13 protein-coding genes are annotated in these 14,716 nt (G+C 60.5%); 4 read left to right on the forward strand and 9 right to left on the reverse strand.

Translation table 11 applies throughout. The features are described from left to right. Positions 1–441: 441 nt before the first annotated feature. From VMT40_RS39190 to VMT40_RS39230, 9 genes are all read right to left on the reverse strand, one after another. A complete protein-coding gene (locus VMT40_RS39190; protein WP_326364749.1) occupies positions 442–1,368 on the reverse strand; it encodes a hypothetical protein in 927 nt (308 codons plus the stop codon). A gap of 38 nt (positions 1,369–1,406) precedes the next feature. After that, the gene (locus VMT40_RS39195) at positions 1,407–3,695 is read right to left on the reverse strand and encodes a hypothetical protein (protein ID WP_326364750.1); all 2,289 of its coding nucleotides are present in this window, start codon (positions 3,693–3,695) and stop codon (positions 1,407–1,409) included. A 242-nt stretch (positions 3,696–3,937) separates the two neighbouring features. After that, positions 3,938–6,466 (reverse strand): ATP-binding protein, encoded by a 2,529-nt coding sequence (locus VMT40_RS39200; RefSeq protein ID WP_326364752.1) that lies wholly within the window; start codon positions 6,464–6,466, stop codon positions 3,938–3,940. Then, positions 6,463–7,011 carry a hypothetical protein gene (locus VMT40_RS39205; protein WP_326364753.1) on the reverse strand — a complete coding sequence of 183 codons (549 nt, stop codon included), beginning with the start codon at positions 7,009–7,011 and terminating at the stop codon, positions 6,463–6,465. The genes VMT40_RS39200 and VMT40_RS39205 overlap by 4 nt, the downstream gene beginning before the upstream one ends. Then, complete coding sequence (locus tag VMT40_RS39210; RefSeq protein ID WP_326364754.1) at positions 7,008–7,271, reverse strand: hypothetical protein; 264 nt, start codon at positions 7,269–7,271, stop codon at positions 7,008–7,010. The genes VMT40_RS39205 and VMT40_RS39210 overlap by 4 nt, the downstream gene beginning before the upstream one ends. Positions 7,272–7,289: 18 nt before the next feature. Next, complete coding sequence (locus tag VMT40_RS39215) at positions 7,290–8,303, reverse strand: conjugal transfer protein (RefSeq protein WP_326364755.1); 1,014 nt, start codon at positions 8,301–8,303, stop codon at positions 7,290–7,292. Positions 8,304–8,368: 65 nt separating this feature from the next. Continuing rightward, the gene (locus tag VMT40_RS39220; protein ID WP_326364756.1) at positions 8,369–9,526 is read right to left on the reverse strand and encodes a GAF domain-containing protein; all 1,158 of its coding nucleotides are present in this window, start codon (positions 9,524–9,526) and stop codon (positions 8,369–8,371) included. A 208-nt stretch (positions 9,527–9,734) separates the two neighbouring features. Further along, on the reverse strand, positions 9,735–10,625 hold the full coding sequence (locus VMT40_RS39225) for an ROK family protein (protein WP_326364757.1): 891 nt from the start codon (positions 10,623–10,625) through the stop codon (positions 9,735–9,737). A gap of 40 nt (positions 10,626–10,665) precedes the next feature. After that, positions 10,666–11,121: a hypothetical protein gene (locus VMT40_RS39230; protein WP_326364758.1), complete on the reverse strand. Its 456-nt coding sequence runs from the start codon at positions 11,119–11,121 to the stop codon at positions 10,666–10,668. Positions 11,122–11,442: 321 nt separating this feature from the next. Here VMT40_RS39230 and VMT40_RS39235 point away from each other — a divergent pair, with 321 nt between their 5' ends. The 4 genes from VMT40_RS39235 (at position 11,443) to VMT40_RS39250 (ending at position 14,493) form a co-directional block, all read left to right on the forward strand. Further along, positions 11,443–12,117 carry a MerR family transcriptional regulator gene (locus tag VMT40_RS39235; RefSeq protein WP_326364759.1) on the forward strand — a complete coding sequence of 225 codons (675 nt, stop codon included), beginning with the start codon at positions 11,443–11,445 and terminating at the stop codon, positions 12,115–12,117. Between the two features lie 77 nt (positions 12,118–12,194). Continuing rightward, entirely contained in the window at positions 12,195–12,503 is a 309-nt protein-coding gene (locus VMT40_RS39240; protein ID WP_326364760.1) for a hypothetical protein, read from the forward strand. 5 nt (positions 12,504–12,508) lie between these two features. Then, positions 12,509–13,792 (forward strand): hypothetical protein, encoded by a 1,284-nt coding sequence (locus tag VMT40_RS39245; protein ID WP_326364761.1) that lies wholly within the window; start codon positions 12,509–12,511, stop codon positions 13,790–13,792. A gap of 410 nt (positions 13,793–14,202) precedes the next feature. Beyond that, positions 14,203–14,493, forward strand: coding sequence for a hypothetical protein (locus VMT40_RS39250; protein WP_326364762.1), 291 nt, complete (start codon positions 14,203–14,205; stop codon positions 14,491–14,493). Positions 14,494–14,716 lie beyond the last annotated feature (223 nt).

A 14,716-nucleotide genomic window follows, 5' to 3' on the forward strand; every position in this document is an offset into this window, starting at 1 on the left:
CGGCCGCGGTCGCGGTGGCGGTCGCGGCCTGCTCGGCGACCGGTGCCCATGCCTCGACCGCTTGCGGATCAACCAACCCACTCGACCCACCAGAACCAGACACCACACCCAAAGAACCCGAAAACACAGGCCGTGTATTAGCACCTTCAACCCCCCACAGGGATTCAACAGCATTCCGCTGATCCCCGGCGCCGATCGAATTCCCCACCGACGAAGCTATAACTTGCTCTCGCGTACTACTCCCCGCGTCCGACCTGGCACCTGACTCGATGGTCTCACCAGTTCCATCCCCCTGAGAATTCTGAGCCATGGAAGCAGAAGCCGATCTCCGAGATCGCTGCTTCTCGAGCCACGGCGTCTGCGGCCCAGCTGGGCGAAGGAACCGCCTGTCGCCATTGTCAGCCTCGGCAGCAGAGCTCACTTCTGTGCTGACCAGATCCGTCACGATCCACCACTTAGAACACGCTTCACCCTCACATCACGGCCAGTGGGCATCGGAGCCACAATAAACTGACCGGACGCCGGATCCGTTGTCACGATCTGTGATGGACCGACGACGATGCCGCTTTTCGTGGGGGCGGGTTCGGTGTAGCCCCAAAAGACAAGATCTCCAGGCGAAGCGGCATGGATATCGACCCGCTGTCCGCAGAGGGCCTGTCCGGCCCTAGATTTCGGTAGTACTGTGACCGCGGATCCCGTGCCGATAGCACCGCCCGAGGAGCGAGAACACGTGCCCGGATCGCTGGGCATCGGATCCTGGATCGGCGGCCGCCCACCGCGAAGTGAATCCGTGCACACGCTATCAGGAACACCACGCTGTCCGGTATCACTAGCCAACGACGCATGATAACTGACGTATCGTTGCAGTTCGGCAATCTCCTCAACGTTGTCCGCAGCAGCATTCGAATCAGGCGCGCCACCAGAACCTTCAGCAGTCGATTGATTCACCTGTCCCAGTGCCAGCGATCGTGCACAGTCGACCGCGTAACCTGCATTGACGGATTGCAGAGGAGGCAGCTGGTAGGGGGCCGATTCCAAGGCCGACATGCATCCGCGTTGCCAGTCGCTGAGCCCTGCGTCGTCGGCAGAACCCACGACCTCTGCGTATGGATTCAATGTCGGTACCTGAGACTCCCAACTCGAACCCTTATCGGGATTAGGGTCAGGCAAGACAGTGCTTGCCGATGCATCCGACGGATCCGGACCCACCAGACTGTCACATTGATAATGCAAATCACTTGAAACAGACGACATCGTGGTACCCAGCATCAATGCCACCTGCAACGCCGGCACCCCGATACAGACCACGACGGTCGCTGCAATCGCGAACAGTGGTGTCCCCACGACGCCTGCGATATGGTTTCGCATTCGAATCCTCCTCAGCGATTACACAACCGGCCTACGGCCTATTGAAGATGTTGTTCCACCGCTGCCATCGCGCCTCTCCAACCTGGATTTTCCGGCCTGCGCGAGTCATATGGATGCAGTGCATGGTTCGGAATCAGCTCCGTACCCGAGGTTCTCGCATCCGTGTCCATCGCATCCGAAATATCATTTCTGAGCTGTCGCCAGATCTGATGGTCACCGAGATTACGGCCGACCTCATCCATTCGATCGGAAATAATCCTCGCATGCCCAACTCCGAGCGCACCATAGATTCTACGAGCGCGAATCCTGCGCTCCTCGCGGTTACCACCGATTTGCATAAGCTCACCAGCAAGTGGACCCGAAGGATCCTCACCCTCGAACATAGCCTTTATATCCATCACGAACTGACGCTTGTTCATATAGGTTCCATCCGGACCCGGAAGGTTGTATAGGTATCGATCTGCAAGTGCTTGCTCGAGCGGCTCCAAGACTGGCCTATCGCTATTTAGCCCTTGATACTCATTAATTGCGTGCCGAAGTATTTCAACGTGCGCAGCTGTTAGGAGTTCATCGCCGTGTCCATTAATCAGCCGGTACGTATTGATTTCTGCTTGCTTCATAGCAGAGGCCACGCGGCCAATCGGGCCATACTTGAGGGTTTCATCCTCTTCCCCCCGCTTTACCGTGGACCACGCGTTCCAGACCGTATCCATCAAGTGGTAGTCATTGTTCCCGGCCCCGACAAGCGGGCCGTAGGAGTCGCCAAGCGATGCCGACTGGTCGAGATTGCGGATACCCTGGATCGTCGCCACTACTCCCCGAATCGTGTCCGCACCGTGTTCATGGACGGCGTCTTGCGCCACACGCAAATAGGGCTCGACTTTCAACATCGACAGAACATACGGCCCGTTAACACCACCGAGCTGTTGCCAAATATTGCCCTGCGTACGGGTGGTCCGACGCTGAACCCGAGACAAGGGCTGTAACGAATTTTGCACCCCGCCAGCCAACCAGGACATCCAGGGTGCACTATTCAGAGCGGCTGCGGCGGTTGCTGCCCGAATCACGCCTATGCCGTGCCCTGAAGCGGCGATCGTGCCCATACCCAACGCCGTTCCACCCCCCACACTAGCCGCGGACCCGACACCCGGACCGTACCCGAAGTGAACCCCATTCTTGGCTGCCAACACTACCCTATTCACAGTCCGGGAATCAGCACTACGCCAGCCTCGCCGAAAATTCCTGTATTGAAACAGAGTTACAAGCTCCACAATTCCCGCGACTAATGAGATTTGGATTGTATTGCCTTGCGCCTGAAGGTAGAGGTCGCCCATAAAGAGTTCATATGCGCTGACGAATATCACAGTCCCAGCCATGGTTGCCGCCGAGAACACACCATGAAAGAGACTGCGGATCGCAATCGTCTGGGTCGGACCTGCCACGTATCCGCCTAAGACTACACTCCCCAGGGCCGCGAATCCCCAATAGACTGCATTCATGGCCGCGCCGACAATCGAAATCATGAAAACCATGGAAAAGATGAGGTCTATGATCATGGTGAGGATCATCAACAAACCGGTGGCAATCTGAGCAGCACTCGGATTCTCGGCCGCATGATACGCCGCCGGATCACAAATCTTCAACCACTGTAGAGTTTGATTTTCATCCTGAGACTTCGTCCCGACCGAGTAATCCGCCCGGCACTGCCTATTTCTGTCAATATTTTTTCCGAAGTTCAGATCCTCCAACTCGAATCGCATCTGATAGGTCACCTCAGACGTCCCCATCGCGTCGGCCTCCCGCGCCGGGTCAGGGCTATCGACACCATTCAGGCCCGCCGCTACAGAAACACCCACGTCTCTCCCTTTGGCAAGAAGACCACTGGGCGATAGGATATCGTCGAGCTGATTGTGGAGAACTATCGGCTCCATTATTGCGACGACAGAAATGATCAGGATTTGGACCGTCGCTTTCGCGATATGACCCTTCGCAACAAGTATTGCCACAACGGTGGCACCAGCAGTCAGACCTAACGTCGTCAGCACGGCAATCGGAAATTGACTGGTCAGCGCGTGGGCGACTCCCCGCAATGGCGCGGAAATCAAGTTCAGCCATTGAAAACTCATGCCGTAATTGCGAATGTATGCGCTTGTCAGGCTACCGATCCACCAGAGCGCGAAGATCAGCAGCAATGGCATGGTCATCATGCTCTTATCGAGATGCCAGACGCTGAATGGCGGGGCAAGGAACATGTACTGCCGCGCCTCGACACCATCGTAATCGCGCACATTGTTCGTGAACGCGAAAGTGTCGTTATCGATATTCACTGCGGAGTTCCCGGATTGAGCGAGAGCGACAGCGGTCACCGGCCCCGGAAATATGAACAGAACAAAGAGCACAATACAGAGCGAAGAAATCCTGCGGCGCCGACGAGTCGCTCGCGCCCACTGGAACGATCTGGCAATGACCGCCCGAGGCTCCCATCGGTAGGGATCCCACACCACGGTCCCCCATGCCACAACGGCAGGTGCTTCGCGCCATCCACGGGCAACCGATGCAAGTCGACCGATCATGGCGTTGCCTGCCGGGACAGAGCCTTCGAGCTGCTTCCAGTCGCCGCGGACGGCGTACTCGTCATCGCTGCGGCGCGCTCCGCCCGAGCAGGACCGAGAACCTTGCCGCGACCTATGCGGTTCAAAGCATCTCGCATGAACATCTCACCGCGCCGTTCTTCGGGGATCTGACGTCCCGGCCCGACCGGCGGAGATGTCTCCTCCCGCAGAATCTGTAACAAGAATGGTGTCTCCTCCAGATCGACACCCAGCCATTCCAGACTGTTACGAGCCAGAGTTTCGTCACGCTGACGAAAGACGAATCTGTTCGGCACGAGGTTGTGTGCGGCACCCTGAAAATCTGTTGCAGGGTCGTGGGACGCCAATCCGATTGCGGCCAAATGCTTTCGACCATCACGACTGAAGTCCGAGGTTACGGCCGAACCAACTTGGGTCTGGGTGAAGTGATGCGCTTCGTCTCCGACCAGCAGTCCGAATCGACCGTTATCGGTCAGAAACGCTTCCCTGGCAGCGACACCGACGAGCTCGTAGAGAGCAGTGCCGAGCCGTTTGGTCAGCGGCAATCGATTGTACAGATGCGGGGTTGTCAACTCCTCCGCGGTTGGCAACGACAATCCGTGGCTGCGTACGACGGTCGCGGCGGCATCCAGGCGAAGTGTGGGCAGATTCGGGTCGAACAGGACTGGCATCCGGTCCACGACAGTGCCCAGACGCGCCGCTAGATCCGCGAATTCTTCGCTGCTCCCCTGCTGAGTCCGAAGCCATTTGACCGTATTGAACAAGTCGAGCATGCTCCGGATGCCGTGTTCGGCCAGACCCCGAGGACTGAGAAGGGTGCCAGCCACCGCGCCGGCGCCGAAGGTCGGAGACAGATCCAGCAGCGGCAGAATCGTGTCCAGCGTCCGCTCGCCCGCCACCCTCGAGTCGAACAAACGCAATGGGTCCAGCGACACACTCGGATTCGCCAGATCGATGACCACCGCGTCATCGATCGCGGACGCGAAATGCTCCCATTCCCCGACCTGGCTACGGTCGATCGCAAGAAACTGGCCACCCATATCGTGCACCAGCGCAGCAACAAGTTTCAGAAAATACGACTTGCCCGAGCCCAGCTCACCGGTGACCGCGAAGGACGCCGACAGATCGTGCAGTGCCGCCTCCATGATCCCGAAATGGATAGGCTCGAAATTTCCCGACAGCAGGTTCACGCCGATGATCGGGCCGCTGTCGTCACCTATCTGACTGGTCGTGAAGGGCACGAACGCAGCCCACATGTCCGACGGCACGATGTGCGCGAAGTCATCGAAGGCTCGTCGGGGCGGGGTGCCAGGCAGGAGCATCGACCACAGATCGATCTGGGCGCCGACAGGCGCGGTCATCTCGACCTGGAAACGCTTGTATCGACGTTTGAGTGTATTGACCGCGTCCAGGGTCGCCTCGTGGGAGTGCCCTGCGACGGCGATGACGGTGGTGAAGGATACCTCCGATTCACCGCTGTTGATCTCGAAGTGCCGGTTGTATTCGCCGAGCATCTGAGCCTTGGAGGTCAGTGTGCTGTGCGCGAAGGAAACCTCCTGGTCGCGCTGTTCCATTTGCTCGCCCAGGCGGCGCAGCCGCAGTTCATTGTTCTTGGTCACCTGGTCTGCGGGCCTGGTCGAGATCCGCATTCCCCAATCGACGGTGGCGTCGTTCAATCCGTCGAGGACGTTGAGGAATTCACTGCCGCCGGGGAAGGCCATCCCTCCGTATGGGAAGGAGTTCGGAGTCAGCATGGTTTGGTACGACGGGCGATACGGAGAATCAGGCTGCACAACCTTGATCACCGGGACGAAGGAAGGCCGAAACCGTCGGTTGTTGTCGGTCTGTGCTCCTTCATCCAGCGCCGCGGAACGAAAGACAGCGGAAGTCACCTCGTCCAATGCGCCGGGACGAGTCGGTGCAGACGGCTCAGTGAAGTTTCCCCTCGACAGATAGTGCTCCCAGAGCCACTGGAACATGGCGGCGGGGACCGGCGCCGGATCGAAGTCACCGCCGATCCGCGAGAGGATTTCCTCGGCCTTCTCGTCGTAGGCGTCCAGGTCCTCCCGCCCGACCGCCGTGGCGTCGATCGTGGTCGTGCTACCGCGCCATAATCGCGACAGGCCCGACACAGCCGAGTTGGTGGTACCGACCGGAATCGACAGCAAGAAGATGCGGGTGTGTGGCATGATCGCGCGCACCCGTTCGAAGGAGGCGACCACCTCGTTCGCGTAGTCTTCGCATTGCTCCAGATCCACGCCCTCCACCATCTTGCTCAAGACGTCGATGGTGTTGAGCCTGGCCTGAATTCCCAATAGCAGAGAGCCATTCGGGAGACTGTTGATCATGGCATGGTGGGCAAGTTTGACATCGAACTTGTCACTGGCCCTGCGTAATCCATAACCCAGTGGATTGATGAAGTAGGTCGCGGTCACCAGACCGCCATGAGTGAACTGCAGATTGCCGCGAATTGCCGCGGTGGGCTGGAGGTCTCGACCGAAGTTCATCCGAGCGACCCCTCGAACGACGAGTCTAGGTTCAACTTCCCAGCCGGATCTCCCAGGCCGGTTCCTACTTCGAGCACCATGGTGCTCCGCGCGGTGAGCATCGTCCTCCTCGATTGCCCAATGCTTGCCTCCGCACCACGGATGCCCTGGCTCTCGGGAAGAACAACGACCAGGCTCTGCTCGATAAAGGCCGTGTGGCGCACCGACTGTGCATCGATCGGCATGCCAGAGGCATATACGGGCTTTCGGCGTGTGATCACACGGGCGATCCAGAGCACCCGGGAGGTCGTCCGCACGCCGGTGTATGGAACCAAGCCGAGGGCGAAAACAGCCAGCGCGGTGAAAACGACACCGATCACGAACGTCACGGCTGGGTTGATCGGGAAGACCATCGTGCACCCTGAGGTGAGGGCGATCAGCACCACCGCACCTCCCGCTTGATGAAGGGTGTACGGTCCGAACGGCAGCTTCTGCCCGTTCGGTGCCTTCCCGATCATGGTGGGCACACGCTTGATCGGCGTGAACACCTTGACCACTTCGGTCATCGACCATATCCGCTGCTGGGCACGTACGGTGCGACGCTATTGGCTGTTTTCCCGACGTCGGTAATGGCGGCAGGCAACACCCAGAACAGGAACGCCGCGAACAGCGCAGACCCGAACACTACGGCCATCTTTGTCGGAGACAGCTTTGATTGGGCCGCGCTGGAGATTAGGTTCAGCATGGCGATTCCGAGAATGACCAGCGGTCCCCCATAGCGCAGAAAATAGATACCCCACTGGAGCAGTGAAATGGTACTCGACATCAGGTGCCCCTTCTCGTATTACTTCTGTGTCGCCGAAGGAATCGGCACTGTGGGTGCCGGCGCCGACGTCGGCAAGGTTGAGGAAGCGGTACTCGCGGCACCGATATTGCTGTCCCCGCCCACTACCTCGGCCAGGGGGGTCTTCAGAAGTGGAACCGAGTCCAATGACTGCACCTGCCATTGCCCGTCGGTACGGACCATGGTTAACGGGTATGACAACGCAGCGAACGCTGTGCCATCGGCCTTCGGAGTGATTGTCGCCAGTATCCGCGCCGAGTTGTTTGCAGTGCCGCAACCGGTGTCGTCGGAGCTGACCGAGATCGCGCCGATCTCAGTCAACGGAGATGGCTGGAGAGCAACGATGCCGGCCCCCGCGGTGGTATACCGAGTGATGTCGCCAGCACCGGTGAGCAGGGCCGCCAGGAACCCAGAGGCTACCTGCCCGAGTGGGGAATCGGCCCCGCATGGGGTCGAATACGCGAGCGAGAGATCATTACCCCGACCTGGCGGTTGCACCAGCGCGGGTAGCGACAAAGCGCGCAACCGACCACCTCCCACCGACACCGCAACGCGGTAGTACTGCCGAACTGCAGCGGGCGCGTTGGCTCTGCTCACCTGCACTGATACAGTCACTGACCACACATCGAGCGTTCCGGTCGATACCGATCGCGAGAGGTAGACGATTTCCGGGTTCGTTACCTGCCGACCGGTGGGAGGTAGCGCTCTCTGCTGACCGAGGGAAACGTACTGGCCTACCTGATCTTGTTGTCCCGCACTGGAAGTCAGGTATGTCACGACAAACTGTTCGGCGAATGAGCCCGCTAGCTGCGCCCTTCCCAGAGCCAACGCTCCTGCATCGTCCGGCGATGCGGTGGTACCGGTGGAGAACATGCTCAGTATCGCGTGGCCACCGCCCAGGACAGCCAACACAGCCAACACCACGATCACCGCATTGTCGCGCCGACGTCGTGCAACCATCCGGCGAAGTAACGCATCGCCGGAATCGACCGTTTGGCCGGAACCAGTCCTCACATCCGGAATGGTAGAGAGAACGATGAATTCTCGTTTCCAATCATTCCCAGAGCTGGGGAGTGAATTCAGTTCGCCGGACTACGTTCCGCCCATGTGGCCAGTCGGCGACGCAGTTGATCGTCATAGCCGATCGGCGCTCGCGGTTTCCGACGATCCAGCCCGTCACTGATTGGTTCCAGCATCGGAACATTGTCGCCAACCCGGATCAGCTGGGCAATTGCCAAATGCCGTCTCGAATACCCGGGGTAGGGGTAGAGCAGCAGCGATGTCGGCGTATAGCCGCCAGCATAGTTCAATACCCGGACTGTGACCCCAAGGGTCTCTCCGCCTCGTAACCTCTCAGCGATTTCCAGCAATCGCGGGCGATCGTCAGCGTGAAAAACATCGACGGGCCGATACAGGTAGTCCCATCGGACCCAAGGCGCCGGGTCGGTGAGCCAGTGCGAGATGCTGGTGTAATCGAGTTGCACCACAGCCAAATACGTTCCAGCTCTTCGATGGGCCTCGCGCAACCCTACGCGTTCCAGGGTCGGCCACTGATCCACCGCCCGATCGGACGTAATGTCCTCGATCAGCAACCATGCACCACGGGTGTTCTCGTCTGCTCGCGCCCGAACGCTGAAGCGCCAGCGTCGCGCCCCACGGGATCCGTCGGTGACAGTGGCCTCGAATTGCAGGGAGTCCCCACTCGTAGGGTCGTAGAGCAGATCCAGCACCTCGGCGTGGCGATCGAAAACCGAGACCTGATGGAACAATTCAGCAATCGAGATTCTCGGGACATACTCCTCGACGGCGGCGCCGGTCAACGCGGTAACACCACCCGGCAACTGGATCGTCTGGGTTTCGAGGTCCCAGATGGCACCGATCGCTGGGCGAAGGACGGGTACCGCGGCCGCAGCCGGACCCACCCACAGCCGAATCGCATGTACACCGCCGGTCGGTCCAAACACAGGCCTCACGCGCAATATGTGCGGCCCCGTACCGGTATCGACCAGCAGATCATCACCCTCGGCGCAATCACGTGCCCGCTCAATCGCCGCGACTATATCGGCGGTGGTAAGACTGTCGTACAGGGCTCTCGTACGCGACAGCTGCCGCTGCAAGACACGTTGCCATGCAGTGAAATCGCGTGCTATCTCGCCGACTGACACGACCGAAATCTGCCCTGGTGACAGGGTCTCGAAGGTCACCCAGGGAATCACACCGTCATTGCGTGGAGCCACGCTCACACGTGCCGGGAGTGGTTCAGCCTTCACACACAACCTCGATCCACCCGGAGTAACAGACCGTCCTACAACGGCTCACTGCATAGCTGGCCGCTCTGGAACGCGACGTCTGCGCCGGAGATCAGTTCGGCCGTGACCGAAGTCTGGCGGAGGCGACAGACCGAGACATCGGCCATTCCACGCACATACACGAGGAAGCACAGCATCAAGGCTGAGCAGTCAGCGCCAGCACCCCTGCACCGGCAAGGACACCCAACTGACCGAGATCGGACGGCACAACACGCAGCCCCGAGAGATAGCCGAGCCGCCCGTGAGCGGTCACGGCCGCACCCAGCGGCTCCCACAAAGCCGGCCCAGCCCCAGCGAGCACGCCACCGACCACCACTGTGTCGATATCGAGCAATGCCGCCACCGATGCGATCGCTCGACCCAGCGCCGTGCCTGCCCGGCCCAGCGCGGCCGTCAGTACCTCGTCACCGGGCGACGTTTCATCGATCAGTTCGCTTACCGTGGTACCCGCCCATCCCTGTGCACGCGCCCACCGCACCACCGACGCGCCTCCGGCCACCGCCTCGAGACAACCTCGGCCGCCGCATGAACAGATTTCGTCGAAACCGGGCACAAGTAGGTGGCCGATGTTCCCAGCGTTGCCGGTGCGCCCGACAACGCTGCAACCCCCCACCATCACTCCTGCCGCGATGCGGTCGGACACCACCAATGCCAAGGAGTCGAGGACGGCATGGGTGGCGCCGAAGTTATGCTCTGCGACCGCAAAACAGACTCCGTCTAGTGCAAGTCGCACCGATGCAGCCGGGAACTCCCTCCGTGCCGCCTCGAGGATGCCGAAACCCGTTTGCCACTCGTCAATCTCAGCTGGAGCAACAAGACCGGCCGCCATGTCGATCGGCCCAGGACAAGCGATCCCCAACGACGTCACCTCCCGGTCGGCCGCGGCTTCGCGCAGCAGATTCAGGCAACCGTTCCAGGCGCCGTGCGCCGGGATCGGCGCTCTGCGGATCTCATCCTCCTCCACGTCGTCGGCGATCAGGCTTGCCGCGAATTGCCCCGACCCGATTTCCAATGCGAGCGCCGTCATGAAAACCCCTATGCTCCAGCAGTATTCGATTGGGACACCATCAGGCGCTCTCTTTGCCTGTAGACCGCAGGATGCGGCTGCCGAGCACCAGGTGCCTACGCGGGGCGCTCTGCGCAGGCTCGGTACGCACCGGCCTCGGCCCGAAATGGACGATACGGATCGGACGGCGTTCGTCGACCGATGTATTGCGGTAACGCTCGAGGTCCTGTACCACCCGACCGGCGTCGTCGTACGCCACGCCCGCCCACACCAACGCCCGCGGGCCGGTGCCACGCTGGATAAGTGCTTGCGCCAGCTCGGCACATCTAGTCAACAATTCGCAGCTGCCACAGATCTGCACCGCGGCCTGCCATGCATCTGGCGTTCCGGCGTCCAGATCCCAATCGCTTGGCCGATCCACACAGGGTGGCCGTAGCGCGGCCTTCGAGTGGACCGGCGAAACCGCCGTGAGTGCAATGAATTCCGTCGCATGTGAACGGGAGTGGGTGAGTTTCATGACCGTCTCCGGAGAGCCTCGGGCACGCCAACCGATGCGCACCCAGTAATCGGGCGAACATCGGGGCTGCTCCACAGTCCCCGGAAGACCGGCGCAAAAGCGCCAGTTCCCGGACGGTAGCCCACTATTGGCCCATCGGCAACTACCTCAGCGGAGGGTTAACCTCAACTTGATCTCACCTTCATCTAGCGTCCCCTTGCATAACGGCTCATCGCTTCTCGCCTCATCCGCAGATTGACATCCCAACTTGAGATACCAATCTGACGGCCCAATCGACAGCGGTACGTGCTTGAGAGGGTCGATCTGTGGTTTCCTGGAGGAATGGAGGTGGAGAGCGAATATACGATCGACCAGCTTGCCCGGGCCGCCGAGACCACGGTGCGCAGCGTCCGCGTCTACCACGAGCGGGGCTTGCTCCCTTCTCCCGAACTGCGGGGGCGAGTCGGGTACTACGGGGCCGACCACCTCACTCGGCTGCACACCATCAGTCGGCTACTCAACCGCGGCATGAAGCTGAACGGCATCAGGGAGTTGTTCGAGGCATGGGACCGCGGCGACGGATTGGCCGATGTACTCGGCGTAACCGCCGGCCCTGATTCGGCGCGCACCGGCAGCCCCCTCGAGTTCACCGAGAATGACCAGTCAGCCATCGACGCAGGCAACGATTGCCTCGACGATTATCGGCTCAACAGCCCGCAGTGCTACCACCTCGCCGCACACCTCCTCGACCTCGGACTGCCCGCCGCTAGTGCTGTGCAGTTGGTCGAACAGCTCCGAACCGAGTGTGGCCGAATCGCCGAAGACGTTGCGATGCGACTGCTTCAGCATCGAATCGATACGGCCCGGAACCTTCCCGAACCTGCACCGAACACAGCAGATTCGGAATCTGGCATGGCAAGCATCGCACCACTGGTCGCTGCCGCAGCTTCCGAACTCCTGAACCATGCCTTCACCCGACGCGACATCGAGCCGAGATCCGACGCCAACGATCGATGATCTCAGCTGATTGGCGGATATCTTGATGGCCGCGCCCGGACAGACTCTCCGTACCGGCTAGGTATGAAGGGTCGACGATGAACCAGATCGCTGTAGTTCCAGACGAATTCGACTGCTACGGTGCGGTTTGTCATGCCATGGGGGCATACACCGCGGCAGCTGGTACCGTCGATTCAGGAGCAGTGCTCGCTGGTGCGATGCCGGTCTTCGGATTGATCGGCCAAGATTTCGTTGCGGCACTAGGATTCGCCCAAACCAACTTCCTGGAATCGGTACTTCAGCTTGCTGGAGTACATTTCGCTACCGCAACCGTCGCCCACGAGGCCGCGACGGGCTACCGAGATTCGGAGTACACCTCCGGTGTCGGCCTCGAGCACATGGTGTAACGCCTATGACACCCGATCCCACTCTGTCGGAGTTGTTGAGGGACAGTCCAATCGCGCCATTTCTCGATCAGCCCGTCAACAACGTTCTCGCAGTCCTCGGGCTGCCGCCACTCCCGCAGGTACAGCCCGCACCGCCGCTACCGGGACTGCCGCCGCTACCGGTGATCGACTTGAATGCATTGACCAAGCCGATCACCGACTTGGCGGCAGGATTCGGTACCGGTCAGCCTGGCGCCGGCGGGGCACCAGACCCGGCACAGGTGATCTCCGGCATCTCGAGCGCGCTACAGATCGTCATGTCGGCCGCACAAGGTGCCCTCGGACTGCTGACTGCCATGGACGGGGCAGGCCCACAGGCCGCCGCCGCTAAGGGAGTCGAGGCCGCAAAGAACGGAGCGGCGCTCACAGCCCAGGGCACACAAGTGGCAGCCGGTGTGGTTTCGGCGGCCGGTACTGTCGCCACCGGCGCAGCGCAGATGGCCGCAGTGATCACGCATGTAGTGACCTCCCTGACCGCTGCCGCGCCCGCACTCGCGACACCCTTCGGACAGGGATTCGCGGTCGCGACCATCATCGAGGGTCTTGCCGAGGCGATCGCGGTTACTGCCAAAACCCGCAGCGAATTGGCCATTCACTCAACCAAAATGGTCGACACCGGTCGCAAGGTCGCAATCACGAGCGCGCCGACCACATTCAGTACGGCGCCAACACGAATGATGCCGCAGTTGAACCCGGCAGCCGCAAACTCGAACACCCCGGCCAGTCTGTCGACGCTCTGGCAGGCCATCGCCCAGCCATTGAGTTCGTTGGATCCCGGACTGATACGCCCGACCCAGGAGGTCAATCATCCGCCTGTAATCAATCGCACTGCACAGATCGTCGATGAGAAAGCAACCACGGGCTTCGGTGGTGGTGTAACAGAGAGCGCCATCATCGACGGGACGACGCGGAGCACGGGCACACTTCACTCCTCGACAACTTTAGCTCCATGGACGGGAAAAGCGGTCGCTCAGAGCGAGATTGGGGTCGAACAGTCGACCGCGGACCCAATCATCGCGCAGCCGGAGTCCGCCTCCTCGTCATTACCGGTGACACCTATGGCATCAGCGGCCCCGAGCACGACCGCCATCCGTTTCGGCGACTCCAATCCAGTCGCCACCCCTCCGGCATATTTGGTCACTGTCCGGCACGGGAACGAGGTCGTCGGTGATGTCGCCCGAGCGACTCCGCCCGTAGTCGGTGAAGTCGAATACAACTCAGACGCACCGGACAAGACCTTCACTCTCTGATCCGGAGGCATCGGACCTGCGCCCGTTCGCGAGCCAGGTGTGACTTCTCGCGGATCGCGAAGATCGAATCAGTTGAAAGGTATAAAATGTCAGAACCTATAAATGCGGATCATGCAGCCGTTGCCCGCATCGTCAACCAAGCAATCGACCAACTTTCCCTTGGTCGCACAAGGGTTCAAAGCGTTCTGACTTCTGTCGAAAACGCGAGCCCATCCTGGGAAGGAGCAGCCCGCAAATCCGGTCTCAACTCGATGACCGACCTCCATGCCCGCGGACAACGACTGCTCAAACGGTTCGACGACACAGCACATGCCCTTGGAACCGGCAACACGACACTGAGCAACACCGACTCACAGAGCGGCCAGGGCCTTTTCAAGATCTGAACGTTCGCGCCGAAGAAGGAATCTCGAATGCCTAGCGAAAGAACACTTTACAACCATGGTGGGTTCGACGACATGCTCACTGCGGTACGCAATGGCCACCTCGCCCTGCGAGGGGTGCACGACGACCTTACACAGCTGAGAAAGTCGCTGGCAGACTCACTGACCGGCAGCCTGGGTGCCACAGCCCACGCATTGCTAGGTGGCCTTATCCAGGATCTCGACGACTTCAACCAGCAGATCGGCAACTGGCACGGCGGCGCTCAGCAAGCGATCGAGAACATCAGCAATGCCGACAATGCCGCCGCGCGCGCACTCTGACACATTCTGTCCAGACAAAGAGCCGGCCCTCCCGTAGGCAGGGCTGGCTCTTTCGAAGATCCGTCAGAAGCCGACCAGCCGCGGGGGCCGGAACTTAGAGCCCGTTAGCTAACTGCTCATTTCCGTTGTCGGGCCAGGCGGCGTGACATGAGCAGGATCATGGCCCAGGTGACCATGGCTTCGTGGTGTTCGGGGAGCCGTTCGTAATCACGGACGCATCTGC

The sequence above is a fragment of the Nocardia sp. CDC160 genome, assembly GCF_035818795.1.
Taxonomy (GTDB): Bacteria; Actinomycetota; Actinomycetes; order Mycobacteriales; family Mycobacteriaceae; genus Nocardia.

Excerpts from the sequence above, each read along its gene's own strand:
- VMT40_RS39190 (WP_326364749.1), bottom strand. The coding sequence starts at position 1,368 with ATGCGAAACCATATCGCAGGCGTCGTGGGGACACCACTGTTCGCGATT.
- VMT40_RS39230 (WP_326364758.1), bottom strand. The coding sequence starts at position 11,121 with ATGAAACTCACCCACTCCCGTTCACATGCGACGGAATTCATTGCACTC.
- VMT40_RS39205 (WP_326364753.1), bottom strand. The coding sequence starts at position 7,011 with ATGACCGAAGTGGTCAAGGTGTTCACGCCGATCAAGCGTGTGCCCACC.
- VMT40_RS39240 (WP_326364760.1), top strand. The coding sequence starts at position 12,195 with ATGAACCAGATCGCTGTAGTTCCAGACGAATTCGACTGCTACGGTGCG.
- VMT40_RS39200 (WP_326364752.1), bottom strand. The coding sequence starts at position 6,466 with ATGAACTTCGGTCGAGACCTCCAGCCCACCGCGGCAATTCGCGGCAAT.
- VMT40_RS39225 (WP_326364757.1), bottom strand. The coding sequence starts at position 10,625 with ATGACGGCGCTCGCATTGGAAATCGGGTCGGGGCAATTCGCGGCAAGC.
- VMT40_RS39210 (WP_326364754.1), bottom strand. The coding sequence starts at position 7,271 with ATGTCGAGTACCATTTCACTGCTCCAGTGGGGTATCTATTTTCTGCGC.
- VMT40_RS39235 (WP_326364759.1), top strand. The coding sequence starts at position 11,443 with ATGGAGGTGGAGAGCGAATATACGATCGACCAGCTTGCCCGGGCCGCC.
- VMT40_RS39250 (WP_326364762.1), top strand. The coding sequence starts at position 14,203 with ATGCCTAGCGAAAGAACACTTTACAACCATGGTGGGTTCGACGACATG.
- VMT40_RS39245 (WP_326364761.1), top strand. The coding sequence starts at position 12,509 with ATGACACCCGATCCCACTCTGTCGGAGTTGTTGAGGGACAGTCCAATC.